The sequence below is a fragment of the Mycolicibacterium sp. XJ1819 genome (assembly GCF_053483675.1).
Genome location: NZ_JBEFST010000002.1, coordinates 211,472 through 236,285, shown reverse-complemented (window position 1 = coordinate 236,285; position 24,814 = coordinate 211,472). Strand labels below are relative to the sequence as shown.

Sequence of the window (24,814 nt, the reverse complement as noted above, 5' to 3'; positions counted from 1 at the left end):
TGCCTAGCGTTCTGCGACATGCGTTCAACGCGAAACGTCGTAGTCGTCGGGCACGGCATGGTCGGTCACCGGTTCGTCGAGGCGCTGCGCTCACGCGACACCGACGGCCGGTGGCGGGTGACCGTGCTCGGCGAGGAGGCCGATCCGGCCTACGACCGGGTCGGCCTGACCGGCTACACCGAGCACTGGGATCGTGGACTGCTCGCGCTGCCCGGTAACCGTTATCCGGGCGACGACCTCGTCGAGCTGCGGTTGGGCCGCCGGGTCACCGGCATCGACCGAGCCGGCAAGGCCGTGCTGACCGCCTGCGGCGACCGCATCGGCTACGACGCTCTGGTGCTGGCCACCGGCTCCTACGCGGTGGTGCCGCCGGTGCCCGGCCACCACCTGCCGTCCTGCCACGTCTACCGCACCCTCGACGACCTCGACGCGATCCGCGCCGATGCCCGCCGCGCCCTCGACACCGGGCCCGGCGCGGGTGTCGTGGTCGGTGGCGGGCTGTTGGGGCTGGAAGCCGCCAACGCGTTGCGCGCGTTCGGGCTGCAGACCCACGTGGTGGAGATGGCGCCGCGGCTGATGGCCCAGCAACTCGACGAGGCCGGCGGCGCGCTGCTGGAGCGGATGATCACCGAGCTGGGAATCGAGGTGCACGTCGGCACCGGCACCGACGCGATCGAGCCGGCGGCAGGTGAGTCGGTGACGGTCACGCTGACCGACGGCACCGTGATCGAGGCGGGCGTGGTCGTCTTCGCGGCGGGTGTGCGTCCGCGTGACGACCTCGCCAGAAGGGCGCAGCTGCCGATCGCCGAGCGCGGCGGGGTGCTGACCGAATTGTCCTGTGTCACCGCCGATCCGAGCATTTACGCCATCGGAGAGGTGGCCGCCGTCGAGGGCCGCTGCTACGGCCTGGTCGGCCCGGGCTACACCGCGGCCGAGGTGGTCGCCGACCGGCTGCTGGGTGGGGCCGCCGAATTCCCGACGACCGACATGTCGACCAAGCTCAAACTGCTCGGTGTCGACGTCGCCAGCTTCGGCGACGCGATGGGCGCCACGCCGGGGTGTCTGGAGGTGGTGGTCAACGACCCCGTCAACCGAACCTATGCCAAGCTCGTGCTCTCCGACGACGCCGCGACGCTGCTGGGCGGCATCCTGGTGGGCGACGCCTCGGCGTACGGCATCCTGCGCCCGATGGTCGGCGAACCACTGCCGGGTGATCCGCTGGCTCTGATCGCCCCGGCCGGGACCGCCGACGGGACAACGGCTCTGGGGATCGGCGCGCTGGGTTCGGCGGCGCAGATCTGCTCGTGTAACAACGTCACCAAGGGTGATCTCGCCGACGCGATCGCAGGAGGCTGCCGTGACGTGGCGGCGCTGAAGGCCTGCACGTCCGCGGGCACATCGTGCGGGTCGTGCGTGCCGCTGCTCAAACAACTGCTCGAGGCCGAGGGTGTCGAGCAGTCCACGGCGCTGTGCGAGCACTTCGACCAGTCGCGGACCGAGCTGTTCGAGATCGTCACCGCCGGACCTGTCGACGCCGTCCGCACCTTCTCCGGACTGATCGAACGGTTCGGCCGCGGAAAAGGTTGTGACATCTGCAAACCCGTGGTTGCTTCGATTTTGGCCTCGACCAGTTCCGACCACATCCTGGAGGGTGAGCAGGCCTCCTTGCAGGATTCCAACGACCACTTCCTCGCCAATATCCAGCGCAACGGCAGCTATTCGGTGGTGCCACGGGTACCCGGCGGCGACATCACCCCCGAACAGCTGATACTGATCGGCGAGATCGCGCGTGACTTCGACCTGTACACGAAAATCACCGGCGGTCAGCGCATCGACCTGTTCGGCGCCCGGGTGGAGGACCTGCCGCGGATCTGGCGGCGGCTCGTCGACGGCGGAATGGAATCCGGCCATGCCTACGGTAAGGCTTTGCGCACCGTGAAGAGCTGTGTGGGCAGCGACTGGTGCCGCTACGGACAACAGGACTCGGTGCAGATGGCCATCGATCTGGAGATGCGCTACCGCGGGCTGCGGGCGCCGCACAAGATCAAGATGGGCGTCTCGGGCTGCGCCCGGGAATGCGCCGAGGCGCGCAGTAAGGACGTCGGCGTCATCGCGACCGAATCCGGCTGGAACCTGTATGTCTGCGGGAACGGCGGCATGACGCCCACACACGCTCAGCTGCTCGCGGGTGATCTCGACGACGAGACCCTGGTGCGTTACATCGACCGGTTCCTGATGTTCTACATCCGCACCGCGGACCGGTTACAGCGCACGGCGCCGTGGCTGGAAAGCCTCGACGGCGGCCTGGACCACCTGCGAGAGGTGGTCTGTGACGATTCACTCGGATTGGCCACGGAGTTCGAGGAAGCCGTGCAGCGCCATGTCGAGGGCTACGCCTGCGAGTGGAAGGGCGTGCTGGACGATCCCGACAAGCTGGCGCGCTTCGTGTCGTTCGTCAACGCCCCCGGGGTCACCGACCCCACTGTCGAATTCACCGATCGCTCGGGCCGCAAGGTCCCGCTGATGATGCCGGAGGTACCCCGACGATGACCCTGCTCAACGAGATTCAGACATGGACCACCGCATGTCGCTTCGACCACCTGATCCCCAACCGGGGCGTCGGGGTGTTGCTGCCCTGCGGCGCGCAGGCCGCCCTGTTCAGGCTCGACGACGGGTCCCTGCACGCGGTCGGAAACATCGACCCGTTCTCGGGTGCGGCGGTGATGTCACGCGGCATCGTCGGCGACCGCGGTGGGCGTGCGAGCGTGCAGTCACCGATCAAGAAGCAGGCGTTCGCCCTTATCGACGGCGTCTGCCTGGACGCGCCCGAGGTCACACTGCCGGTCTATGCCGCCCGGCTCACGGTCGACGGGTACGTCGAAGTGGCCGCCTAGCTGCACCCGCCGGAACCGGCCGGTGATCAGTCGGGCCGTGGCCGGATGTGAGCCGAGCGGTTCCGTGACGGCGTCGGCGCCGCTTTCGCACAGGCGGGCGTGGAACACGCCGGGCGCCAACAGGTAGGAGGCCACCACCACCCGTCGGGCGCCGCGGCGGCGCAAGCGGGCGACGGCGTCGGTCACGGTCGGCGAGCCGCCGGCGGCGTAGGCCAACTCCACCCGCTGTCCGAGCAGTGCCGAAAGCACCGCGCACGCCCGCCGCAAGTCGGACTGGGCGTGACGGTCGGCGGTTCCGGCCGCGGCCAGCACCACTGAATCGCCTGGGCACCAGCCGGATTCGGCAAGCCGTCCGGCCAGCGCGTGGGCCAACTGCGGGCTGGGCCCCAGCGCGTCGGTGACGACGACGCGACGGTGTCCGCTCGCGGCCACCTGCGCCGGGATGTCGACGTTGACGTGATATCCGCGCGACAGGAACGCAGGCACCACGACCGCGGGCGCCGCGAGGCCTGCCAGCACGTCGGCGGGTGTCGGACCCAGCACATCGACGAACGCCACCGCCACCTCGGAGCCCAACAGGTCGGTCACTCGTCGTGCGAGTTCGGCGATCAGCGCGACCCCGTCGGGCTTTCGGGTGCCGTGCGCCACCAGCACGTGCGCCCGCCCGCACGGCACGTTCATTCCGCGTGGGCCATGTCGTCGTCCACCGTCAGCCGATAGCCGCGCTTGACGACCGTCGACACGATGTTCTTGTCCCCCAACGCGGTCCGCAGCCGAAGCACCGCCGTCTCCACCGCGTGGGTGTCGGTGCCGCTGCCCGGCAGCGCGGCCAGCAGCGTGTTGCGTGACACCACCGCGCCCGGGCGCACCGCGAGGGCGCGGATCGTCGCCATACCGGCAGGCGACACCGCCTTGACGTCACCGTCGACCAGCACACACGTGCCGCGGATCTCCAGTGAATGCCCGCCGGCCCGCAATGTATGCGAACACAGCAGCGGCAATTCGTCGGTGATGTGACGGGCCAACGCGCCCAAGCGCATTCGCTCCGGCGCCGATGTCGGCACCCCCAGCCGCGCCAACGGGCGCGCGGTCACCGGCCCGACGCACATCGCATGCACGTGAGTGCGCATCGCCGCCAGCACCCGGGCCTCGATGCCCATCTCGGCGGCGCGCATCAGCGTCGCGGCGACCGCGGGTGCCGAGGTGAAGCTGACCGCGTCGAACTTCTCCTCCGCGATACCCGCCACCAATGCGTCGAAGTCGCCGCCGCGGGCGGTCGGACGCCAGCGGTAGACCCGGATCGGCACCACCTCGGCGCCCGCGGCGCGCAGTTCGTCGAGGAACTCCGGGTAGGGGTCCCACTCGTCGGTCGCCCCGTGCAGTTGCACCGCGATGCGCCGGCCTGCGATGCCGCCGTCGACCAGGTAGTGCAGCAGTTCGCGCAGCGACTCCGAGTCCGGCGACCATTCCTCGGGCAGGCCCGCGGCGCGCAGCGCTCCGGTCGCCTTCGGTCCGCGCGACACGACGCGCGCTCCGGACAGAGCGGCGAGCAGCTCGCCCGCCACCCCCCAGCCGTCGGCGGCCGCCATCCAGCCGCGAAACCCGATGCCGGTGGTGGCGATGACGATGTCGGGCGGGGCGGCCAGCAGGGCCGCGGTGTGTGCGCGCAGGTCGTCGTCGTCGGGCAGTGGCACCATCGCGATCGCGGCCGCGCTGGTGACCGTCGCGCCGCGGCGACGCAGCAGCGCGCTGAGTTCGTCGGCGCGCCGGGCGGACGTCACCGCCACCCGAAACCCGGTGAGCGGCGCCCAGTGGGGTGCACTCATGCGACCTGTGTATTCAGGTCATGTTTCGCAACGATTACTCACCCATTGCCTCGACGTGTCAGCCCCGGCTGGGTGGTGAAGTTGCAGGTCACCACACCTCGCCGTCGCGCCAGTCGCAGGTGATCTCGGCGGTGGGGTCCAGAGCGAGCCCGTCGGGCAGGTTGACCGGAAGTACGAACAGCGCGCTGTCGTCGTCGGGGGTCCGTGTGACGCCCACCGGCGCAAGTACCGACGTCGGGCCTCGCCACGGCAGCCAGCCCCGAGCCTCATAGATCGGCCGCCCCGCCTCCGATGCGCTGAGCGCTCCGACCTGATAGGCGCCCCGCAGCACCTGCTCGACGGCGTCCATCACTGCGCGTGCCAGCCCCTGGCCCCGCCAGTCCTCGCGCACCGCGACGGCTTCCAGATAGCCGCACCGCAGCGGGATGTCGCGGTAGAGCAGCCGTCGCTGCACGACGGCGGCGTGGGCGATCACGGCGCCGTGGTCGAAGATCACGGCGTGCATGCCACCGAGTGAATGCTCCCAGTCGGCATCGGTGAACTCACCGTCGAACGCTGTGATGACCATGCGGCGGGCGTCGTCGCGGGTCTCGGGGTCGAGGTCGGAGGTGTGGATCAGCCGAGCGGTCTGGACACGGGTCAGCTGATCCTGACGAACGTGCGGAGCACTGACGTTGTGCGCGTACACACTGCCGTTCTACCAGGAGTTTCGCGGGTCTGCATCAGTCGAGCGGGCGGCGCGGATGCGACCAGTGCATCCGCACGGTCTGGCCCGGCCGGATCTGGGCGACCTTGTCGATGTCCTCGTCGGTCACCACCCCGATCACCGGGTAGCCGCCGGTGACCGGATGGTCGGGCCCGAGGATGACCGGAAATCCGTTCGGCGGTACCTGGATCGCGCCGCGGGTGGCGCCCTCGCTGGGCAGCTGGCTGTCGGGCCGCCGGTACTCCAGCGGCATCCCGACCAGGCGCATGCCGACCCGGTCGCTCTTGTTGGTCATCAGCCAGTTCGTGCGGATCAGGACATCGGGATCGACGAACCAGTCGTCGCGCGGGCCCGGCACCACGATCAGTTCGCAGATGTCGTCCTCGATGGACGCCACCGGCGCCTGGTCGAGTTCGGGGAACTCCTCGGTGTGCGCGCCGACCGGCAACATGTCGCCCGGTCGCAGCGGCAGCGGTCCGATCGCCGACATCACGTCGTAGGAGCGTGACCCCAGCACCGGGTCGACGTCGATACCGCCCCGCACCGCGAGATAGGTCCGCAGTCCCGAGCGGGGCGCGCCCAGCGAGATCACCTCACCGTCACGGGCATAGTGGATGCTGTTGGTGCCGAACGGTTTTCCGTTGACCGCCGGATCGGTGTCCGCGCCGGTGACGGCGATCGCGACGCCGTCCTCACCGCCGCCGTGCACCCGCGCCGAGAAACCGCCGAACGTCACCTCGATGGTGGCGCGGTCGTCGGGGTTGGCGACCAGCCGGTTGGCCAGCGCATGCGACCGGCGGTCGGCGGCCCCGGACGGGCCGACGCCCATGTGCGACAGGCCGGGCCGCCCCAGATCCTCGACCAGCGCCAGCGGTCCGGACCGCAGGATCTCCAGCGTGATCATGATCCGTCCGCCTCCTAGCCGACCGCCCGGAACCGCACCCAGACCCCCGGCGTGAGGAGCGCGGGCTTCTCCCGGTCGACGTCGAACAGCACCGCGTCGGTTCGGCCGATCAACTGCCATCCGCCCGGAGACTGTCGCGGATAGATGCCGCTGAACTGTCCCGCCAGGCCCACCGACCCGACGGGCACGCGGGCGCGCGGCTCTGCGCGGCGCGGCACCTCCAACCGCGAGTCGCCACCGACGAGGTAGGCGAAACCCGGTGCGAAACCACCGAATCCGACGCGCCACGGAGTGCCGGTGTGCGCCTCGACCACCTGATCGGGCGACAACCCGGTCCGTCCGGCCACCTCGTCGAGGTCGGGGCCGTCGTAGACGACGTCGATCTGGACGTCGATCTGCCCGGGGGCCCCGGTGAGGCGCCGCTCGGTGAGGTTCGGCCCGCTCAGTGTGCCCAGGCGTTGACGGGTCGGCGCGAGGTAGCGGGGTCCGGCCAACCTGACCAGGACGGTGCGCGCGGCAGGCACGACGTCGAGCACGCCCGGCAACTCGGCGCCGCGGATCGTCTCGGTCCACGCCAACACGTCGTCGGTGGTGTCGAACTCCAACAGCAGCGCCTGATCGCCGTAGTTCCGCACGGCGCGCAGATCCCTGGGGTCGGCCACGTCGGCAGTCATGCTCATACACCCGAACTTACCGCCGAGTAGCTACCGAAGCTCGTGCTCTGTGAGCCTTGCCAGAGGAGCCTTACCGAAGCCTCAAACGGCGGGTCGATACGTGGGCTCGCGACGTTTGATGAACGCGATCACCCGGTAGGTCAGCGGCAGGACCGCGACTTCGACGGCGGTCTTGTAGAACCACCCGATCGCGACGTAGGTGAGGAAGTCCGGCCAGGTGTCGATACCGATGGCGCCCGCGGCGATGGCGCAGAAAACCAATGTGTCGGCAAACTCTCCGACAATCGTCGAGCCGATCAGCCGCGCCCACAGATGGCGCTCCTTCGTGCGCGCCTTGATGCGCACCACCACCCAGGCGTTGAGTGTCTGCCCGACGATGAAACCCGCGAGCCCGGCGATGATCAGCTGCGTGAACGGCTTCACCACGGCCTCGAACGCGGCCTGGTTGGCGTAGAAGTCGGCCGCGGGCAGGTACGCGGTGACCCAGAAGGTGACCGCCGCGACGACCTCCATCGCGAAGGCGATGAAGATCGCGCGCCGTGTGGCGGCAAACCCGTAGACCTCCGAAAGCACGTCGCCGATGACGTAGGTCAGCGGGAACACCAGGAAGCCGCCGTCGGTGATCAGCGACCAGTCACCGACGATCGGACCGAACTCGATGCCCTTGGTGGCCGTCACATTCGAGATCAGCACCAGCCCGGTGAAGACGGCCACCAGCGTCGGATAGTAGGCCGAGCCCGTCTGCGCGAAGCCGCGGTGCTCGAGCGATCCGGTGCCGGTCACCCGGTCATCCTGTCAGGCCAGCGCCTGCGTCAGGTGCGGTGGCAGCCCCGCGGCGACCACCGGCAGTGACAGCGGCGAGGCGAACGCGATCGCGCCGGCGAGTTCCTTGCCGGTGAACACATTGCGGCCGCCGCGCTCGGCGATCGTGGGGTCGGCCAGCAGCGCCGCCTGTTCCTCGTCGCTCTCGGTGCACCAGATCAGCACGTCGGCCGAGCCCGGGTCCTCGGAGTCGGCGGCGAACCCCATCTGGGTGAGGAACTCGGTGCGCCACGGCGGTGTCATCGCTTGCGGGCCACCCTCGTCGAGGCGGCCGTGCAGTAGCAGCGCCTTCTTGCCGGCGAACTGGGGGTTGTCGGCGCCTGCCGTGGTGAACCGGTCGTCGACGGCCGCGATGAGTGCCTGCATCTCGTCGTGTTTGAACACCGCCTGACCGATGGTGGTGGCCTGGTCTTTCCACGGCTCGAAGAATGGGTCGTGGCCGGTCTGGGCGACGGTCGGCGCGATCGCGGACAGCCGTGTGTAGGTGTCGGAGTCCAGGCCGGCGTTGGTGGCGACGATCAGGTCGGGGTTCAGCGACGCAATCTGGTCGATCTGCACGCCGTCGGCGAGGCTGAGCACCACCGGCTGGGTCCCGCCCAATTTCGGTTGCGCCCAAGGCCATACGGCGAACGGCTCACCGCCGAACCAGTCGGTCACCGCGATCGGCACGACGCCCAGCGCCAGCAGGTCGTCCTGTCCGGTGAGTCCGGCGCTGACGACCCGGGTGGGTGGTGCGGGGATCTTGGTCTCACCGAAGGTGTGCTTGACCGTGACCGAGCCGTCCTCGGCGACGGTGCCCGGTTTGTCCGATCCGCACGCCGCGACCGCCGCGAGCGTCCCGGCCGTCAGCGCCAGGAAACTCCGCCGGGACAACGCAGCAGGCACCCGGCGAGAGTAGCTAACTCACTCAGGAGTGCGCGAGCTTCTTGTTGACCAGTCGGGTCAACCAACCCGGCGAGAACCGGGAGCCGACCGTGAGCATCTTGGTCTGCGAGCCGACGGGGAAGTGCACCTGGTGGACGGCGCGGCGCAGCCATGACGGCTCTGTCGCCTTGACGATGGCGTCGGCGATGTCCTGGGCGGTCAGGCGGATGCCGAGTGACTCCGTGGTTCCGGTCTTGACGTTCTCGGTCATCGCGGTCTGCACGTACAGCGGCCACATCGCGATCACCCGGATGCCGTAGCGACTCCACTCGATGTCGAGCGCTTCGGTGATGCCCCGAACGAAGAACTTCGTCGCGCTGTAGTTGGCCAGTTCGGCCTGACCGTAGATGGCCGACGCGGAGGACAGGTTCACCACGACGGAGTTCGGCGTGGAGCGCAGGTAACCGAACGCGGCATGCAGTCCGTTGACCACACCCTTGGTGTTGATGTCGATCTCCTTGAAATGACCGCGCAGGTCCATTTCCTCGAAGCGCCCGGCGCGCAGGATGCCGGCGTTGTTGATCATCACGTCGAGGCGGTCACCGGCGGCCCTGGCGAATTCGCCGACGCAGCGTGCCATCTCGTCGGGATCGGTGACGTCGAGGTGCCCGACGACGGCCTTGGCGCCGAGTCGGTCGATCTCGTCTGCCAGCGTCTTCAGTCCGACCTCGTCGATGTCGTAGCCCCCGACGGTGAACCCCTTCTTGGCGAACGTCAGCGCGGTGGCCCGCCCGATGCCTGCGGCGGCGCCGGTGATGAACACGGCCTTCTGTTGTTGAGCTCTCGGTGTGGTCATCACAGCGGCATACCCGCTTCGATGAAGTCCAGTGCACGCAACATGTCGTCCTCCACTGAGCCTTTCGTCCGATCGATGACGACCATCAGCGCCCCGACGACGGCGCCGTAGAACGTCCTAGCCGCGAAATCGTCGAGTCGCCTGCCCAGCCGATGGTTCTCCGCCTCGGCAAGTTTCCAGATGGACCGACGATAGGTGTCGAATTGCGCGGCCTTGAGTTCGGGTATCGAGAACACGATGCGTTGACGGGCCCGCTCGAGTTCCCAGCCCTTCTTCGACACCGTCGCCGCGGTGATCTCGATCGCGCGGCGAAACGCCTGCAGGGCCGGCAGCTGACGGGGTTGTGCCGCGAGCGCCTCGACCATGACGTGCTCGAGGTCGTCGGCCAGCAGCACCGCTTCCTTGGTCGGAAAGTACCGAAAGAAGGTGCTGGGCGCGATCTCCGCCGCCTCGGCGATCTGATCGATGGTGGTGTTGGCCCAACCGTTGTCCGTGATGAGCCGGATCGCCTCGCGACGGATTGTGTCACGGGTCCGCGCCTTCTTGCGCCCCCGCAGGCCGAGTGTTTGCTGGCTTCGCGCCATGGGGCGATTGTGTCAGGTCAGCGCCAGAGACACACCGAGTCCGATCATCGTCGTCGCGATCAGTGCGTCGAGGACGCGCCAGGTGAGCGGGGTGGCGAAAAGCCCGGCGAGTCGGCGGGCGCCTAGACCGAGGCAGACGAACCACACGGCGCTGGCGGTGACCGCGCCGATGCCGAACAGCCACCGCTGGCCGCGGTGTTCGTTGGCCAGCGTGCCGAGCAGGACCACGGTGTCGAGATACACGTGCGGGTTGAGCCAGGTGATGGCCAGGCAGGTGACCAGCACTTCGAGCAGACGGGTCGGACCGGCCGTCGACGGCGCCAGGGTCGACGGCCGCGCGGCGCGGCGCGCGGCGAGCAGGCCGTAGCCGGTCAGGAACAGCGCACCGCCGAACTTCGCCACGGTCATCGCCCCGGGGTGCGCCGAGATCAGCGCGCCGACGCCGGCGATGCCCGCCGCGATGAGCACGACGTCGGAGGCCGTGCACACCGCGACCACGGCCAGGACGTGCTCGCCGCGGATGCCCTGGCGCAGCACGAAGGCGTTCTGCGCGCCGATCGCGGCGATCAGGGTCAGCGACGCGACGAAGCCGACGAACAGCGGTGAGTCCACGGTGTCGACGCTGGCACGCCGCAGTGGATCAGTACAGCTAATGTTTCTGAATCCGCATTAGTGAACCTAATGCGAGCAGGCCGTCTGCTAGCCGGTCGGTACCGAGATCACCGGCGGGTTGGCGGCCGCCGGGTCGGGATTCTTGATCGGCAGTCCCATGAACCGGCGCGCGTTGTCGCCCAGATAGTCGTAGCTGCGGCGCTCGTCCATGTCCTCGGCGTACGTGTGGTACTTCCGGGGCTCCTCGAGGCCCTCGGGGTGCGGCCAGTCCGAGCCGAACAGCACCTTGTCCCATCCGACGCTGGTGACGACGTCGGCGACGTTGCCCTCCCAGAACGGGGAGACCCAGATGTTGCGCCGGAACACGTCGACGGGATGCTCCTCGAACGCTTTGGGCATCTTGCGGTAGATGTCGTCGAGTCCGTGGATCAGCGGGTGGATCCAGGAACTGCCGTTCTCCACGCTGGCGACGCGCAGTTTGGGGAACCGGGTGAGCGTGCCGTGACAGATCAGGCTGGTGATCATGTCGGCGATTTCGCGGTGGCCGAGCACCACCCACTTGAACGCCGACATCTCGAAGGCGCTGTTGGTGTCCGGCGGCTCCCACAGGTTGACGTACTGCTCAAGTGGCGGCTGGCTGCCGTGGATCACCACGGGCAACCCGAGCGACTCGACTTCGCGCCAGAACGGGTCGAACTCGGGCAGCGCGGGTGAGCGCCACCCGCGGAAGGTGTTCACCGGCGCGGGCTTGATCAGGATCACCTTGGCGCCGTTGTCGACGACGTATTCCAACTCCCGCATGGCGTTGTCGAGAATGCCCAGCGTGATAACCGGGGTGGAATAGATCCGGTCCTGGTAGGTGTAGCCCCACGTCTCCAGCATCCACTGGTTGAGCGCGTGGATGAGCGCGGCGGTGAGTTCGGGGTCTTCGGCCGCGGAGTGTTCCACCAGGTTGGCCAGCGTCGGATAGTTCAGGCACGCCTCGACGCCCTGGGCGTCGAGTTGCTTGATGCGCTCGTCGCGGTCGCGCGACGCCGCCGGCGGCTTGATCGGGGTGCCGCTCATCTCGCGCAGTGTCAGCCCTTCGGGATTGTTGTTGCCGTAGAACCGCTCGTGGGCTCCCGGGGCCGCCACCACTTCGAACGTCGGGTTGGGCATGTACTCGGTGATCTTGTTCAGGATCGCGATCCGGGTTCGCTTGCCGATCTTCACGAACTGCACGGCCTTGCGGTACTTCTCCGGCAGGTGGGTGGTCAGACAATCCGGAGTCTCATACATGTGCTGATCGGCGTCGAAGATCGGCACGTTCTGCGCGTCAAACATCGGCGAATCTCCTCTGTGGCGGGTGAGCCTAGCTTCGTCCAAGTTGACACTTGTGTCAAGTAGAAGCGCGAATCACCACCATAATGAGATGTGACCTGTGATCTTGCTGTTTGGCGAAAGCGTCAAGTACCGTCAGTGCCATGGTCGCCTCCACGCAGTCGCCAGCGGTCGATGTCGGCCGCGGCGAGCGCACCCGAGCGGTGATCCTCGAGGGCAGCCGCAGGCTGTTCTTGGAACGCGGCTACGCCGGGACGACGATCAACGCGATCACCGACGCGTGCGGGATTTCCCGCGCGGGGTTTTATACCTACTTCAAGGACAAACGCGAGGTCTTCAACATCCTCGGTGAAACCGTCTACCACGACACTCTGGCCGTGGTGGCGGAGTTCGAGAAGTTGCCTCGTCCGGTCGCGCTGTCGGACGTAACCCGCTGGGTGAAGACGTATTTCGATCATCTGGACACCCATGGCGCGTTTCTCATGGCGGCCCAGCATTCCGCTCCCGACGACGAGGAGTTCAAGCGCTCGCTTGCCCATACGTCCACCAGGACAGCGTGGAAACTCGGACAGGCGGTCGTCGGTGCGGGCGGACATCCGTACGAAGCGGTGGGCGTCTCGGTGATGGGTCTACTCGAACGCGCCTGGTACGCAGTTCAAACGCAGTCGGTACGCGTCGACAAAGACGAAGTGGCGGCCGTCGTCGCCGAGATGATCCACGCGATGACGCCTCAGGCGGAGAGCTGACGGTAGCGCTGCAGCCGACGCATGCCCGCAGCGGGCACCGGACCGTCGTGGGAGCGCAACGTGGCGTCGATGCGTGCGCGGACGCCGTCGACGTCGAACGCCGTTCCGATGGCGACCAAGCTGTTGGACCGAGCCGGCTTGGGCGGGGTCGCGATGTGCACCGAGGTGCCGACCACGTTGACGACATAACTGCGTGAGCGTGAGCCGGAGCGGACGTTGACGGTGCCCTTGAGCCGGTACACGCCGGCGGGTGGATCCTCGAGCAGGTCGACGAGGGCGCCGGGGTCGATGCAGCCCTCGCTGGTCGCGCTGACGGAGTCGGCGTGGACGTGGTGGTGTGCGTCGGCGAGCAGCAGTTCGCGAAAGGACAACTGTCCGGTCGCCTCGTCGGAATCGGCGACGTCGTAGAGCAACGCGGGATCCACCTGCCCGGCGATCGCGCCGACGACATGCGCATCCGGGTTGCGCTGGTGGACCCGTGCCTCGATTTTGTCGAGAACACCGGCGCGGTCCTCCCCTGCGATCTGGTCGAGCTTGTTGACCACCACCAGCGACGCCGCCCCGTATCGCGCGGGAGGCGTATCGCCGTCGTCCACGGTGTCGAAATGCGCGGTGACGTCGATGACGTCGACGATGCCGCCCGGCCGGATGCGTTCGACCCCGCTGAATCGGATGATCCGGGATATCGCGACGGGGTCGGCGAGGCCGCTGGCCTCTACGATGATGGCGTCCAGGCCGAGCCGTCGGTCGGAGAGTTTGGCCAGCGCTTCGTCGAGTCCACCCTCGTCGGGTAGACAACAGATGCAGCCACCCGCGATGGATGCGGGTTCGTCGACCTGCCCGGTCACCAGCGCGGCGTCCACGTTGAGTTCACCGAAGTCGTTGATGACCACGCCGATTCGGGCTCCGGGGCTCCGAAGAACATGGTTGAGCAGCGTTGTCTTGCCCGCACCCAGATAACCTGTCAACGCGATGACGGGGATCGTTCCCACTCTGCTCCTTCCCTCCGGCCGAGGCCAGTGTATGGGGTCGCGCGAAGCACAGCTCACTGCTGAAGAATTCGCTTGCGCATTAGCATCGTTGACGTGCGAATCGACGGACAGCAGCTGGCGGCGTTCGCTGCGGTGATCGAGCACGGCTCGTTCGACGTCGCGGCTACGCAGTTGCACGTCACCCCGTCGGCAATCAGCCAGCGCATCAAGGCGCTCGAACAGCGGGTGGGCCAGGTGCTCGTGGTGCGCGAAAAGCCCTGTTCGGCAACGGCTGCCGGAGTTCCGCTGCTGCGGCTGGCCGCGCAGACGACGCTGTTGGAGGCCGAGGCGATGGCCGAGTTGGCCGGCGGCGCACCCGCGGCACCGCGGATCACGATGGCCGTCAACGCCGATTCCATGGCGACGTGGTTCACCGAGGTGTTCACCGAACTCGACGATGTGTTGTTCGACATCCGGATCGAGGATCAGGACCATTCGGCCCGGTTGCTGCGCGAAGGCGTGGCGATGGGCGCGGTCACCACCGAGCGCACACCGGTGCCGGGTTGCCGGGTGCAGGCCCTGGGCGTGATGCGCTATCTGCCGGTCGCGGGCAAGGACTACATGAACAGGTATCTGCCCGACGGGTTCACCGCGCGTACGGCCGCGACGGCGCCCTCGCTGGCATGGAACCGCGACGACGCCCTTCAGGACATGCTGGTGCGCAAGGTGTTTCGCAGAGACATCGAAAGGCCCCTGCACTTCATCCCCACCGCTGAGGGGTTCGGCGCCGCGGTGCTGGCGGGACGGGGTTGGGGGATGTACCCGGAGAGCCTGGCCGCGCCGAACCTCGAGGCGGGCTCGTTCGTGCGCATCTGCGCCGCGTACCTGGACGTGCCCCTGTATTGGCAGTGCTGGAAGCTGGACAGCCCGGTCGTCGCCCGCATCACCGACGCGGTGCGACGCGCAGCGAGCGTGCTACGTCGTTCGCGATGAAGCCTCCGGCTCACTCGAAGGCGATGACCCCGCGGATGTTGCGGCCGGCCCGCAGATCCTTCATCGCTTCGTTGATGTCGTCGAGCTTGTACTTCTGGGTCACCAGTTCGTCGAGTTTGATGGTGCCCGCCTCATACATCGACAGCAGTTTCGGCATCGCGTCGCGCGGATTCATCTCGCCGTAGAGCACGCCCTTCAAGGTCTTACAGGAGCTGACCATATCGGGCAGGCTCAGCGGGACCATCAGATCGCTGACCTTGGCCATGCCGGTCAGCACGCAGGTGCCGCCCTTGCGTAGCAGCATCATCGCCACCATCACGAGGTCGGTCGGTACCACGCCGGGCGTCAGCACGACGCGGTCGGCCATGACGCCCCAGGTGATCTCCTTGACAAGCTCGAGTGCGGCGCCGGCGTCGATGGCGGTGTGCGTCGCACCGAAGGTGGGCGCGATCTCGCGTTTGAACTCATTCGGGTCGACGGCCACGATGTGTTTGGCGCCGGCCACCTTCGCGCCCTGCACGGCGTTCATGCCGATCCCGCCGACCCCGATCACCACGACGGTGTCACCGGCCTCGGTGCCCGCGGCCACCGATCCGGAGCCGAAACCGGTGGTGACACCGCAGGACACCAGGGAGGCCGCCTCGAGCGGGATCCAGTCGTGGATCTTGACCAGACTCCGTTCGGATGCGACGACGTACTCGGAGAACGTGCCGACCTGCATCATGGCCATCAGGTCCTCGTCGCCATTCGGACCGGACACGTGGCGCCTGCAGGTGCCGTCGGTGGTCATGGCCTTGCTGTAGAGATCGGCACCGACATCGCAGATGAAGGTGTGCCCGGTGGCGCACCAGCGGCAGTTTCCGCACGCCGGCAGGAACGAGATGGCAACGTGGTCACCGGGCTTGAGCGTCTTCACCTCTGGGCCGACGGCCTCGACGACACCGGATCCCTCGTGACCGCCCAGCATGGGAAACCATTCGGGCACCGGCACGCCGGAGGCCCGCATCATCTCCTCCATCTCGGGGCTCGGCACGCTGTCACCGGTATAGAAGTGCTCGTCCGAGTGGCAGATTCCGGCATAGGCCATCTTGACCAGCACCTCACCGGCGCGGGGTGGGTCCAGTTCGACGTCGGTGACCTCCCAGTCGACGCCGACTCCGCGCAGCACCGCGGCTCTTGATTTCATCTAGGACTCCTTTGGCCAGCCGACTGTCTTGGTTTCGGTGAAGATCTCAAGGCCCTCGATGCCGCACTGCCGCCCGACGCCGGATTGCTTGTAGCCGCCGAAGGGAGCGTCGGCGCCGTACCAGAGACCGCCGTTGATGCCCAGGGTCCCGGTGCGGATCCGGCTCGCGACGGACTTGGCCCGCTCCAGGTCCTTGGCGAACACCACGCCCGACAATCCGTAGATCGAATCGTTGGCGATGCGCACCGCCTCGTCGTCGCCGTCGAACCCGATGACCGACAACACCGGACCGAAGATCTCCTCCTGGGCGATCGTCATCCGGTTGTCCACGTCGGCGAAAACGGTCGGTTCGACGAAGAACCCCTTCGGAAGGTGTGCGGGAATGCTGCCGCCGGTGACCAGCCGCGCGCCTTCCTGCTTGCCCTTCTCGATATAGCCCATCACCCGGTCCTGCTGGCGTTTGGACACCTGCGGGCCCTGCAGCACCGACGGGTCGGTGGGATCGCCGTATTTGTTGTTCTCCATCGCGACCTTGACGATCTCGACGGCCTCGTCGTACCGGGAGTTCGGTACCAGCAGGCGGGTCGGCATCGCGCAACCCTGTCCGGCGTGCATGGAGATGAAGGCACTGCCGCCGACCGAGGCGCTGATGTCACCGTCGTCATCGAGCACCAGATACACCGACTTGCCGCCGAGTTCGAGGAACGTCGGCTTGACGGTCTCGGCGGCGGCCGCCATGATGCGCCGCCCGGTCGCCGTCGAACCGGTGAAGGCCACCATGTCGACCAGGGGGGAGGTCGAGAGCACCTCGCCGACGAGATGGTCCGAAGAGGTGACGATGTTGATCACCCCGGGCGGGATGTCGGTGTGCTCAGCGATGATCCGGCCGATGCGGGTGGCGTTCCAGGGCGTGTCGGGTGCGGGCTTGAGCACCATCGTGTTGCCCATCGCCAGAATCGGCCCGATCTTGTTGAGGATGATCTCGACCGGGAAGTTCCACGGTGTGACGACACCGACGACACCGACGGGTTCCTTCCACACTTCGCGGGCAGCCAGGGTGCCCATGCCGAACGCATCCTTGTCGGGAAGCGTTCGTTTCCAGGAGAACTGGCTGATCATGTCCGCGGGCCAGCTCAACGCCTCCTTGAGGGGCACGTCGAGCTGGGGTCCGTACGTGCTCAGCAGCGGGCAGCCGACCTCGGCGATGAGCTCGCTGCGGATCTCCTCGCGTTCGGCCTCCAGCGCCGCCTGCAGTTGACGCAGCCCGGCGGCCCTGGCCGCGCCGTCACGCGACCAGTCGGTGTGGTCGAACGCGTGCCGGGCGGCCGCCACCGCGCGTTCCATGTCGGCGCGGGTGCCGTCGGCGGTGCCGCCGAGAACCTCCTCGGTCGCCGGGTTGATGTTGTCGAACCGGCGACCGGTTTCGGATTCGACGAGCTTGCCGTCGATGAGCATGCGGGATTCGTGTGTCACGGGCGTTCCTTCACCACTGTCGAAGTTCGGCCACCGCGCCGGACGGTCGAGGAGCCAATGTCAGGTATGGAATGAAACTGCTGTTGCCACAAGCAAGTACGGAACGCACGACATCGACGAGGTGGTCGGCGTCGACGAGGCCACCCTGCATGTAGCCGTTGTCCATCCAGAACCGGATGGCGTCCTCCAGCGCCTTGGGGTCCCACGTCTTGTTGAACTCCGTCTGGGAGTCGCCCTCGCCGCCGAAGCAGTCACCGACCGCCAGTCGGGTGAAGCCGATGTTGGGATGCTCGATGCGCCACGCCTCGACGAGCTTGTCCAGGGCGGCCTTGGAGACGGCGTAAGCGCCGAGCAGCGGCCATGGCGCGGAGTAGGAGGCGCTCAGCGACGACAGGTACACCGCGGAACCGGCGGCCGCGGCGAGGTGGGGTGCGGCGGCCGCGGTGATGAGCGAAGCGCCGGTGACGTTGGTGGCGAACAGGTTTGCCCATTGCTCGGCAGAGACTTCGGTGAGGGGTGCGAGGACGCCCATCCCGGTGGTGTAGACGATCGCGTCCAGTCCGCCGAACTCGTCGACGACCTCTGCCACCGCCCGCCGGCAGGCGTCGGCGTCGGTGACGTCGCAGGTGACCGCAACCGCGCCGGTGCTGGCCTCGTTGGCGGCGTTGACCAGGCGATCGCGGCGTCTTGCCAAAAAGGCGACCCGCGCGCCCGTTTTCGCCAGCCCGACTCCGATGCACCTGCCGAGGCCTGCGGACGCTCCGATTACGGCAACTCGCAGTGGCGGCCGGTCCGGCATCAGATCTCCTTGAAAGAGGGGCGAACACACATTATCAGTTTGGTAGAAGCGTGATAATCAATAGCGGAAACATAGATTTCCGTTCGGGTGCCACCAGCCGGGCCCGGCCAATCAAAGGGCTAGCGCCTTAGTACTTCTCGGGGCTCGGTGGCGAAGCTGAGCAGCAACCGGTCGAGTACTTTCGCCGCTTGACGCCGCGCCCTGCCGGGACTCTTGGCATGCGCCACCAAAAGCGCCCCCTCCTCCAGCGATGCGACCAGCATGTGGGTCAGTTCGGCGACCGGAAGGTCGTCGATGACACCCTCGGCGATGGCGTTGCGAACCATCTCGTTGATCAGCGCGATGCTGTTGCCTTCTTGGATCGCGCGCAGGGTCTGCCAGCCCAACACCACGGGCCCGTCGACCAGCATGATGCGCTGCACCTCGGGTTCGGTCGCCGACTCGAGGAAGCCGTGGAGGCCCGCGCAGAGCCGTTCCCAGGAGTCCGCGCCGGACGGTGGGGAGGCCAACGACCGCAACGTGAGGTCGCGCTCGACCTCCTCGAACACCGCCCGGAAAAGCTCGGCCTTGTCCTTGAAGTGGTGATAGAAGGCGCCCCGCGTGCCGACATCCGAGGCGGTGACCAGGTCGCCGATGCTGGTGTTGAAATAGCCCTTCTCGACGAACAGGGCGCGGCCGGCGTCCACGAGGGTGCGTCGGGTTCGGTCTCCCCTCGCGCGCCGCTCCGAGTCTGTGCCCCCACGCCTGGCCATAGCGGTCATCTTAGCAACATTCATGTTGTAGGTTGCGGTGATGGCAGATGATCGTGTTCGCGCGTATGGCTGTGTGGCCCCACTGAAAGTCGGCCTGCTCAACGACTATCCGACCCGCGTGGGGACCGAGAACGACACGGTGGACGCGCTGCGGCTGGTGTTCGACGAGGCGGTCGCGGCAGACATCGTCGACCGGCCGATCGAGCTCGTCGAGCGCCACGTCATCGGCCTGCCCAACGGCACCTACCACGCCGTCGAGCGCGGATATGACGAGCTGGTCGACGAAGGTTGTCTGGCGATCTTCGGCCCCTACATCTCGGACAACGCGGTTCCGCTGACCGCGCACGCCAACCGGGTCGCCAGGGTCCCCAACATCATCCTGTCGGGGTCGGAGGGTGCGCTCGGCGAGTGGACCTTCGCCCTCAACAACGGGTCGATGCCGGAGGAACCGGTGATGCTGGCCGCGGTGCTGCTCGGGGACGGACGGTCGCGTATCGCCATTGCCTACGAGGCGTCGCTGATCGGCAAGGAGTACCTTGCGTTCGCCGAAAAGGCGTACTCTGCCGCGGGTTTGAAAGTTGTTGCCACGGTGGCTATCCCGCAGGTGGAGGCTGACAAGGCGGCGGTGGTCGCGGAGCTTCGCGCCGCCGAACCCGACGCCGTCGTGCACGTCGGCTTCGGTCATGGGTTGTGGGGATTTTCGGACGCACTGCTGGCCGCCGACTGGGACCCGCCGCGCTACACCACCACCGCGTTCGAGATGGCGCACATCAACGCCGATTGGATGCACCAGTTGCGGGGCTGGGTCGGGTTGGACAGCTACGACGAGCGAAACCAGGTCGGCCAGGCATTCCTGGACCGGTTCGAGGCGCGTTACGGCCGCCGGCCCGCGCACTCGATGCCGGGGCTCTGCCGCGATGTTGCCACCGTGATCGCCCGCGGACTGGCGGCGGCGCGCCCGCTGACCGGTGACGGGGTCAAGGACGGTATCGAGCAGGTGAAACTGGTTCTGGCGGCAAGCGGCGCGCCGGGCACGTTCCTGCGGTTCGGCCGCTACATCAGACAGGGCTGGCTGGGTTCGGACTACCTGATCGCGCGTCGGGTGCTGCCGGACGGCAGCGGGCACGTCTTTCACGCGACACCGAGCGAAAACTTTTGACTCTTGTCCGCCGAAACTGAGCTTGTGCCTCAAGATCCGGTGAATTTTCGTGCACAGCCTCAGTTTCGATGCTGGGCAAGCTGGATCGCCCCGAACACCGGCGCCGTGACGATTCCAGGCGGCTGCGCCAGCACATAGGGGATCGCACGCACGGCGCCCATCGCGATCATCAGATGCCCCGGCTGCGCGTGCTGTCCGGTGGGAGCCCGACCGTCCCAGCCGACGTCGAGTGCGAGCTCGAAACTCGGAACCCCCTTGATCACGGCGCGGATCAACGGCGCTTTCTCACCGGGCGCGAGCGGCGTGAGGCCCCACTGGGGTAGGTCGCGGGTGAGCACCCACTCCTCATGGATGGCAAGCAGCGGCCGACCCGACCAGTGGCCGATCCACGAGAACCGCTGTCCGACGACCGTTCCCGCCCCGATGGTGCCCGCGAGAACCTCGATGTCGTACGGCAGCGTCGTGGCGTCGACCGACACCTCGACGTGGTCCAGCGTGACGCCGAGAACATCGGCGGTCGCGTTGAGTGCCTGGCGGTATGCCATGTCGAGCTTCTTGATGATGGGTGAGTCGACGCTGACGTCCTCGGGCGGGCGGCCCATGCCCATGAGGTCGACGAGCATAGGACGGCTGTCGACGCCCGACACGTCGGTGGCTTCGTAGAGATCGATGCGGTCGATCGTCTTGCTCAGCCCGGTCACCGTCGCGACCAGCCGCTCGAACATGAATCCGGGGTTCTCTCCGGCGGCGTGGAAGCGCGACTGCCCCGCTTGACAGGCCGCCACGAACGCCGCCTCCGTTTCGGCGCCGTAGGTGGGCAAGTGGTTGTAGGACGTGGTGGTGATGACATTGGTGCCCGACGCCAGCAGTCGGCAGATGTCGTCGGCGTTGGTGTCGACGGTATGGGCCTTGCTGGCGGCATGGATGACGACGTCCGCGCCGAGTGCGACGATCTCGTCTTTGTCCGCGGTGGCCGACACCCCGGTGGTCGGAGGCAGGCCGCACAGCGCTCCGGCGTCCTGACCCGCCTTGGCCGGGTCGTACACCAGCACTCCGACCAGCTGGAAATCCGGGTTCTCGATGAGCTCTGTCAATGCGGCGCGTCCGACCGCCCCGGTCGCCCACTGCACCACTCGAACTGCCAATTCACCGCTCCGGGATCGAGTTTCGCAAACCTGCTGCGCTTAAGGGGGTCAACCTACAGTATGGTGGTTGCGACCGCCAGGGGGTATGTTGACAGCCATGTTTGAGCCCGCCAGCGTCGAGGAGCTCGAACAGAGCATTCGCGACGCGCAGGACAAATTCAACGAAGGCATGGGCGCCGACGGTGATGCCACGCCGTACCCGCTTCTGAAGGAACTTCGTGCGCAGGCGCCGGTGCACGCCGGGTGGCCCGAGATGGGCATGATCGGCAATTCCGGCGACGGGCCGCCGACGTTCACCGCCTACACGTTCGACACCGTCAAGGCGATCTTCACCGACCACATCACCTTCAGCACGCGGTGCTACGAAGACGTCGTGCGGCCGCTGCAGGGCCCGACGATTCTCGAGATGCAGGACCCCGACCATGCGGTCTACCGCAAGCTGCACGAGTTCGCGTTCGCGCGCTCGTCGATGAAGCGCTGGGACGTCGAACTGGTCGGCCCCCTGGTCGAGGGGGCCATGGCGAAGATCAGGGACGCCAAACGGGCCGATCTGGTCGATGCGGTGTTCATGCCGATTCCGGTGCGGGTGATCGCCGCGCTGTTGGGCCTCCCCGACTCTGACGTGTTGCATTTTCATCGGCTCGCGATAGATCTGCTGGGCTTCCGCGGCGACATGGAATGTGCGATGCGGGCGTCGGCGACCATGAAGGAGTATTTCGTCGACATCCTCGCCGACAAGCGCAGGTCGCCCAAGGACGACATGGTGTCGATCCTCGCGCAGGCCGAGATCAACGGTGTGACGATGTCCGACGAGCAGATCTACGGCTTCATGCGCAACCTGTTGCCGGCCGGTGCGGAGACGACGTCACGGTCGACCGCCAGCCTGGCGTACGCCCTGCTCACCCATCCCGATCAGCTCGACGCGGTGCGCGCGGACCGCAGCCTGCTGCCGGCGGCCATCGAGGAGGGCATCCGGTGGGAAACACCGTTGCTCAACTTCATGCGCGAGGTCACCTGTGACACCGAAATCGGCGGCGTCCAGGTTCCCGAGGGCGCGACGATGATGCTCAGCCTCGGCAGCGCCAACCACGACGAAACGCGCTGGACAGAACCGGAGAAGTTCGACATATTCCGGGAACGCAAGCCGCACATCGGATTCGCCCATGGCGCCCACGTCTGTCTGGGCATGCACCTGGCTCGGCTCGAAACCACCAAGATCTTCAACGCGCTGTTCGACGAATTGACGGGGCTGCGCCTCGACCCCGACGCGCCGCCGCCCTACATCACCGGCTCGGTGTTCCGATCGCCGTCACGCCTCGACGTGGTGTGGGACTGAGGAGGCGGTGACATGCCTCGAGTGATCCAATGGGCGACCGGCGTCACGGGCATGATGTCGCTGCGCCACGTCATCGGGCGTCAGGATCTGGACCTGGTGGGCGTGCGCGTCTACGACGACGCGAAGGCCGGCGTGGACGCGGGCACCCTGTGCGGGCTGGACGAGATCGGGCTACGCGCGAGCGCGGACCGCGATGACCTCATCAACACCGACGCCGATGTGGTGCTCTACATGGGCAAGGTGGAAACCGATACGCCCGGTTGCTTTGCCGACGTCTGCGACCTGCTCGCATCGGGTAAGAACGTGGTTGCGACCGGCAGCCGGTTCATTCATCCGCGGTCACTACACGAGTCGCTGGCTGACGACATCGAAAGTGCGTGCAACGTGGGAAGAACCTCGTTCCTGGGACTGGGTCTGTACCCGGGATTCGTGGCGGAGTCGCTGGCGCCTGTGCTCTCACGCCTGTCGCAGCGGACGAGCCGAATCAATGTCCGCGAGGTGCTCGACTACTCGACGTACGCCAGCCACGATCTGATCTTCAACGCCATGGGCTTCGGGCATGCACCAGAGGACACCACGCCGCTGCTGAGCAACACCGAGTACGCGGCGAGCGCATGGATGGGCAGCGCCACCGTGCTCGCACAGGCTCTGGGCCTGCACATCGAATCCGTCGAGGGATTCCGCGAAGTCGAGACGACACCAAGGACTTTGACCGTCGCCGCCGGCGAAATCCCGGCAGGCACCGTCGGCGCCATGCGCTTCGGTGTCGTCGTCGACTGCGGCGCAACCACGATCTCGGTCGAGCACCTCACCCGCATGGCCGACGATCTCGCGCCGGACTGGCCGACCGAGATCGGGTATACGGTCACCTTCGAAGGTGAGCCGAACCTGCGCATCCACCTCGAGATCGGTTCTCACGGAGAGGATCACGCCGAGCAGGGTTGCCTGGCCACCGCCATGCATGCGATCAACGCGATACCCGCAGTCGTCGCCGCCGAACCCGGACTCTACGACCTGTCCACGATCGTGCCGTTCGTCGGACCAAGTCCGTTACCAAAACCGGTGTAGCTGCGGATCAGTGGAAGGTCAGCCATCGTCGCGAAGCCGGCGGGCGCCGCGCAGACGGCCGGGATGGCGTTGACGACCTGCATCGCCACCGTGATGAGGCCGGCCCGAACATGCTCGGAGATCGACGCCTCGCGCGAGAAACTGGCCAGCGGAAAGAAGTGCGTACGCATCGACGGATCGCCCTCGATGGTCAACGTCCAACCGTCCAGCGGCGTGGGCCAGTGGTCGGGAAACTCGCCGCCGACGGTCCAGAGCGTCTCGAACTCGATCAGCGGCACGCCGTTGCGATGGCCGACGAAGTTCCAGCGCTGCCCCGCCGTCGTGCCTTGCCGTACCACGTGGTCGAAGACGTGGAGGTCCTTGCTCGCCGGCACGGTCTCCAAGGTCACCGAGACGTCATCGATGTCCGCGTGCAGGGCGTCGGACAGAAACCAGGTCTGCTCGACGAACAGCTTCGTCAGGAACCCCAGGTAGGTGTTGGCGGTCGGCGTCACCTCGTCGGTCGGTCGGCCGAACCACATTCCGTCGAAGGTGATCTCGGTGCTCTCCCACAGCGTCCAGTCAGCCCTCTCCTGCAGGGTGACCCGCTCGATCGTGCGGCTCATGCCCGACAGCGCGAGAGGCAGCACGCCGGAAAGATTGCCCGGGTTGAGGCCGCTGCCGTGAATGGTGCTGTTGCCCTTGATACATGCCGCCATCAACCTTTCCCGATCAGCCTCCGGAATTCGGCGTGGATGGAACAGGAACGACGGCGTCGCCACATTCTTGCCGCTCTCGAGCAGCGCGCAGACGTCGTCGAGGTCGGTGAACGACGGTGCGTACAACACGAGATCGGCGTCGAGCGCGAGGGTCGCGTCCACGTCGGTGGTGGCGGCGACCCCGATCGGCGGCCGGTTGACGAGCGTCCCGACGTCGACCCCGTTCTTCGTGTCGGTGTACACGCGGGCACCGACCAACTCGAGGTCGGGACGGTGATCGAGGATGGCGGTGACCATCTCGGTGCCGACGGCTCCGGTGGCCCACTGGATGACCCGCAACCGGCGGGTGCTGGAGGTCATGACCATCACCATTCCATGACATCGCCGATGATAATGTCTGTTCTCAATTACGGGCAAACAAAGTTC

The 24,814-nt window shown here is 67.1% G+C and carries 24 protein-coding genes and 1 pseudogene; 7 read left to right on the top strand and 18 right to left on the bottom strand.

Going from position 1 to position 24,814, the window contains the following annotated elements:
- Positions 1-18 precede the first annotated feature (18 nt).
- Both nirB and nirD read left to right on the top strand, forming a co-directional pair.
- On the top strand, positions 19-2,550 hold the full coding sequence (gene nirB / locus ABQE89_RS03025) for a nitrite reductase large subunit NirB (protein WP_448413975.1): 2,532 nt from the start codon (positions 19-21) through the stop codon (positions 2,548-2,550).
- Complete coding sequence (nirD, locus tag ABQE89_RS03020) at positions 2,547-2,894, top strand: nitrite reductase small subunit NirD (RefSeq protein WP_448413974.1); 348 nt, start codon at positions 2,547-2,549, stop codon at positions 2,892-2,894. The genes nirB and nirD overlap by 4 nt, the downstream gene beginning before the upstream one ends.
- Here nirD and ABQE89_RS03015 read toward each other — a convergent pair.
- The 11 genes and pseudogenes from ABQE89_RS03015 to ABQE89_RS02965 all read right to left on the bottom strand — a co-directional run.
- Positions 2,892-3,575: pseudogene (locus ABQE89_RS03015) on the bottom strand (sirohydrochlorin chelatase); the annotation flags it as partial. The gene nirD and the pseudogene ABQE89_RS03015 overlap by 3 nt on opposite strands.
- Positions 3,572-4,720: a uroporphyrinogen-III synthase gene (locus ABQE89_RS03010; RefSeq protein WP_448413972.1), complete on the bottom strand. Its 1,149-nt coding sequence runs from the start codon at positions 4,718-4,720 to the stop codon at positions 3,572-3,574. The gene ABQE89_RS03010 and the pseudogene ABQE89_RS03015, both read right to left, overlap by 4 nt.
- Positions 4,721-4,808: 88 nt before the next feature.
- Positions 4,809-5,363, bottom strand: a complete 555-nt coding sequence (locus tag ABQE89_RS03005) for a GNAT family N-acetyltransferase (protein ID WP_448414199.1) — start codon at positions 5,361-5,363, stop codon at positions 4,809-4,811.
- Positions 5,364-5,442: 79 nt separating this feature from the next.
- On the bottom strand, positions 5,443-6,333 hold the full coding sequence (locus tag ABQE89_RS03000; protein WP_448414197.1) for a 5-oxoprolinase/urea amidolyase family protein: 891 nt from the start codon (positions 6,331-6,333) through the stop codon (positions 5,443-5,445).
- Between the two features lie 11 nt (positions 6,334-6,344).
- Positions 6,345-7,010 carry a 5-oxoprolinase subunit B family protein gene (locus tag ABQE89_RS02995; RefSeq protein ID WP_448413970.1) on the bottom strand — a complete coding sequence of 222 codons (666 nt, stop codon included), beginning with the start codon at positions 7,008-7,010 and terminating at the stop codon, positions 6,345-6,347.
- Positions 7,011-7,085: 75 nt separating this feature from the next.
- Positions 7,086-7,787: a queuosine precursor transporter gene (locus tag ABQE89_RS02990; protein WP_448413968.1), complete on the bottom strand. Its 702-nt coding sequence runs from the start codon at positions 7,785-7,787 to the stop codon at positions 7,086-7,088.
- Between the two features lie 12 nt (positions 7,788-7,799).
- Positions 7,800-8,711, bottom strand: coding sequence for an ABC transporter substrate-binding protein (locus tag ABQE89_RS02985; RefSeq protein ID WP_448413966.1), 912 nt, complete (start codon positions 8,709-8,711; stop codon positions 7,800-7,802).
- A gap of 22 nt (positions 8,712-8,733) precedes the next feature.
- Complete coding sequence (locus ABQE89_RS02980) at positions 8,734-9,546, bottom strand: SDR family oxidoreductase (RefSeq protein ID WP_448413964.1); 813 nt, start codon at positions 9,544-9,546, stop codon at positions 8,734-8,736.
- Entirely contained in the window at positions 9,546-10,130 is a 585-nt protein-coding gene (locus ABQE89_RS02975; RefSeq protein ID WP_448413962.1) for an acyl-CoA-like ligand-binding transcription factor, read from the bottom strand. The genes ABQE89_RS02980 and ABQE89_RS02975 overlap by 1 nt, the downstream gene beginning before the upstream one ends.
- Positions 10,131-10,142: 12 nt before the next feature.
- On the bottom strand, positions 10,143-10,742 hold the full coding sequence (locus ABQE89_RS02970) for a LysE/ArgO family amino acid transporter (protein WP_448413960.1): 600 nt from the start codon (positions 10,740-10,742) through the stop codon (positions 10,143-10,145).
- A gap of 87 nt (positions 10,743-10,829) precedes the next feature.
- On the bottom strand, positions 10,830-12,065 hold the full coding sequence (locus ABQE89_RS02965; protein ID WP_448413959.1) for an amidohydrolase family protein: 1,236 nt from the start codon (positions 12,063-12,065) through the stop codon (positions 10,830-10,832).
- Positions 12,066-12,205: 140 nt separating this feature from the next.
- Here ABQE89_RS02965 and ABQE89_RS02960 point away from each other — a divergent pair, with 140 nt between their 5' ends.
- On the top strand, positions 12,206-12,808 hold the full coding sequence (locus tag ABQE89_RS02960) for a TetR/AcrR family transcriptional regulator (RefSeq protein ID WP_448413958.1): 603 nt from the start codon (positions 12,206-12,208) through the stop codon (positions 12,806-12,808).
- On the opposite strand, the gene ABQE89_RS02955 is transcribed toward ABQE89_RS02960, so the two are convergent.
- On the bottom strand, positions 12,793-13,800 hold the full coding sequence (locus ABQE89_RS02955) for a CobW family GTP-binding protein (RefSeq protein ID WP_448413956.1): 1,008 nt from the start codon (positions 13,798-13,800) through the stop codon (positions 12,793-12,795). The two genes, ABQE89_RS02960 and ABQE89_RS02955, sit on opposite strands and share 16 nt — an antisense overlap.
- 84 nt (positions 13,801-13,884) lie before the next feature.
- Between ABQE89_RS02955 and ABQE89_RS02950 the strand changes: the two genes are divergently transcribed.
- The gene (locus ABQE89_RS02950) at positions 13,885-14,772 is read left to right on the top strand and encodes a LysR family transcriptional regulator ArgP (RefSeq protein WP_448414195.1); all 888 of its coding nucleotides are present in this window, start codon (positions 13,885-13,887) and stop codon (positions 14,770-14,772) included.
- Between the two features lie 10 nt (positions 14,773-14,782).
- Here the strand turns inward: ABQE89_RS02950 and ABQE89_RS02945 are convergent, their stop codons facing one another.
- The 4 genes from ABQE89_RS02945 to ABQE89_RS02930 all read right to left on the bottom strand — a co-directional run bounded on the left by ABQE89_RS02945 (position 14,783) and on the right by ABQE89_RS02930 (position 18,982).
- On the bottom strand, positions 14,783-15,958 hold the full coding sequence (locus tag ABQE89_RS02945) for an NDMA-dependent alcohol dehydrogenase (RefSeq protein ID WP_448413954.1): 1,176 nt from the start codon (positions 15,956-15,958) through the stop codon (positions 14,783-14,785).
- Complete coding sequence (locus ABQE89_RS02940; protein WP_448414193.1) at positions 15,959-17,413, bottom strand: aldehyde dehydrogenase family protein; 1,455 nt, start codon at positions 17,411-17,413, stop codon at positions 15,959-15,961. It abuts the gene before it with no gap.
- A gap of 28 nt (positions 17,414-17,441) precedes the next feature.
- Positions 17,442-18,230 carry an SDR family oxidoreductase gene (locus ABQE89_RS02935; RefSeq protein WP_448413952.1) on the bottom strand — a complete coding sequence of 263 codons (789 nt, stop codon included), beginning with the start codon at positions 18,228-18,230 and terminating at the stop codon, positions 17,442-17,444.
- Positions 18,231-18,349: 119 nt separating this feature from the next.
- Positions 18,350-18,982, bottom strand: a complete 633-nt coding sequence (locus ABQE89_RS02930) for a TetR/AcrR family transcriptional regulator (RefSeq protein WP_448413950.1) — start codon at positions 18,980-18,982, stop codon at positions 18,350-18,352.
- Between the two features lie 40 nt (positions 18,983-19,022).
- On the opposite strand from ABQE89_RS02930, the gene ABQE89_RS02925 reads away from it, so the two are divergent.
- A complete protein-coding gene (locus tag ABQE89_RS02925) occupies positions 19,023-20,141 on the top strand; it encodes an ABC transporter substrate-binding protein (protein ID WP_448413948.1) in 1,119 nt (372 codons plus the stop codon).
- 59 nt (positions 20,142-20,200) lie between these two features.
- On the opposite strand, the gene ABQE89_RS02920 is transcribed toward ABQE89_RS02925, so the two are convergent.
- On the bottom strand, positions 20,201-21,271 hold the full coding sequence (locus ABQE89_RS02920) for an NAD(P)H-dependent amine dehydrogenase family protein (protein ID WP_448414191.1): 1,071 nt from the start codon (positions 21,269-21,271) through the stop codon (positions 20,201-20,203).
- A gap of 112 nt (positions 21,272-21,383) precedes the next feature.
- Here ABQE89_RS02920 and ABQE89_RS02915 point away from each other — a divergent pair, with 112 nt between their 5' ends.
- Both ABQE89_RS02915 and ABQE89_RS02910 read left to right on the top strand, forming a co-directional pair.
- The gene (locus tag ABQE89_RS02915) at positions 21,384-22,622 is read left to right on the top strand and encodes a cytochrome P450 (protein WP_448413946.1); all 1,239 of its coding nucleotides are present in this window, start codon (positions 21,384-21,386) and stop codon (positions 22,620-22,622) included.
- A gap of 12 nt (positions 22,623-22,634) precedes the next feature.
- Positions 22,635-23,690: an NAD(P)H-dependent amine dehydrogenase family protein gene (locus ABQE89_RS02910; RefSeq protein ID WP_448413944.1), complete on the top strand. Its 1,056-nt coding sequence runs from the start codon at positions 22,635-22,637 to the stop codon at positions 23,688-23,690.
- On the opposite strand, the gene ABQE89_RS02905 is transcribed toward ABQE89_RS02910, so the two are convergent.
- Positions 23,630-24,748, bottom strand: a complete 1,119-nt coding sequence (locus ABQE89_RS02905; RefSeq protein WP_448413942.1) for an NAD(P)H-dependent amine dehydrogenase family protein — start codon at positions 24,746-24,748, stop codon at positions 23,630-23,632. The two genes, ABQE89_RS02910 and ABQE89_RS02905, sit on opposite strands and share 61 nt — an antisense overlap.
- Between the last annotated feature and the right edge of the window lie 66 nt (positions 24,749-24,814).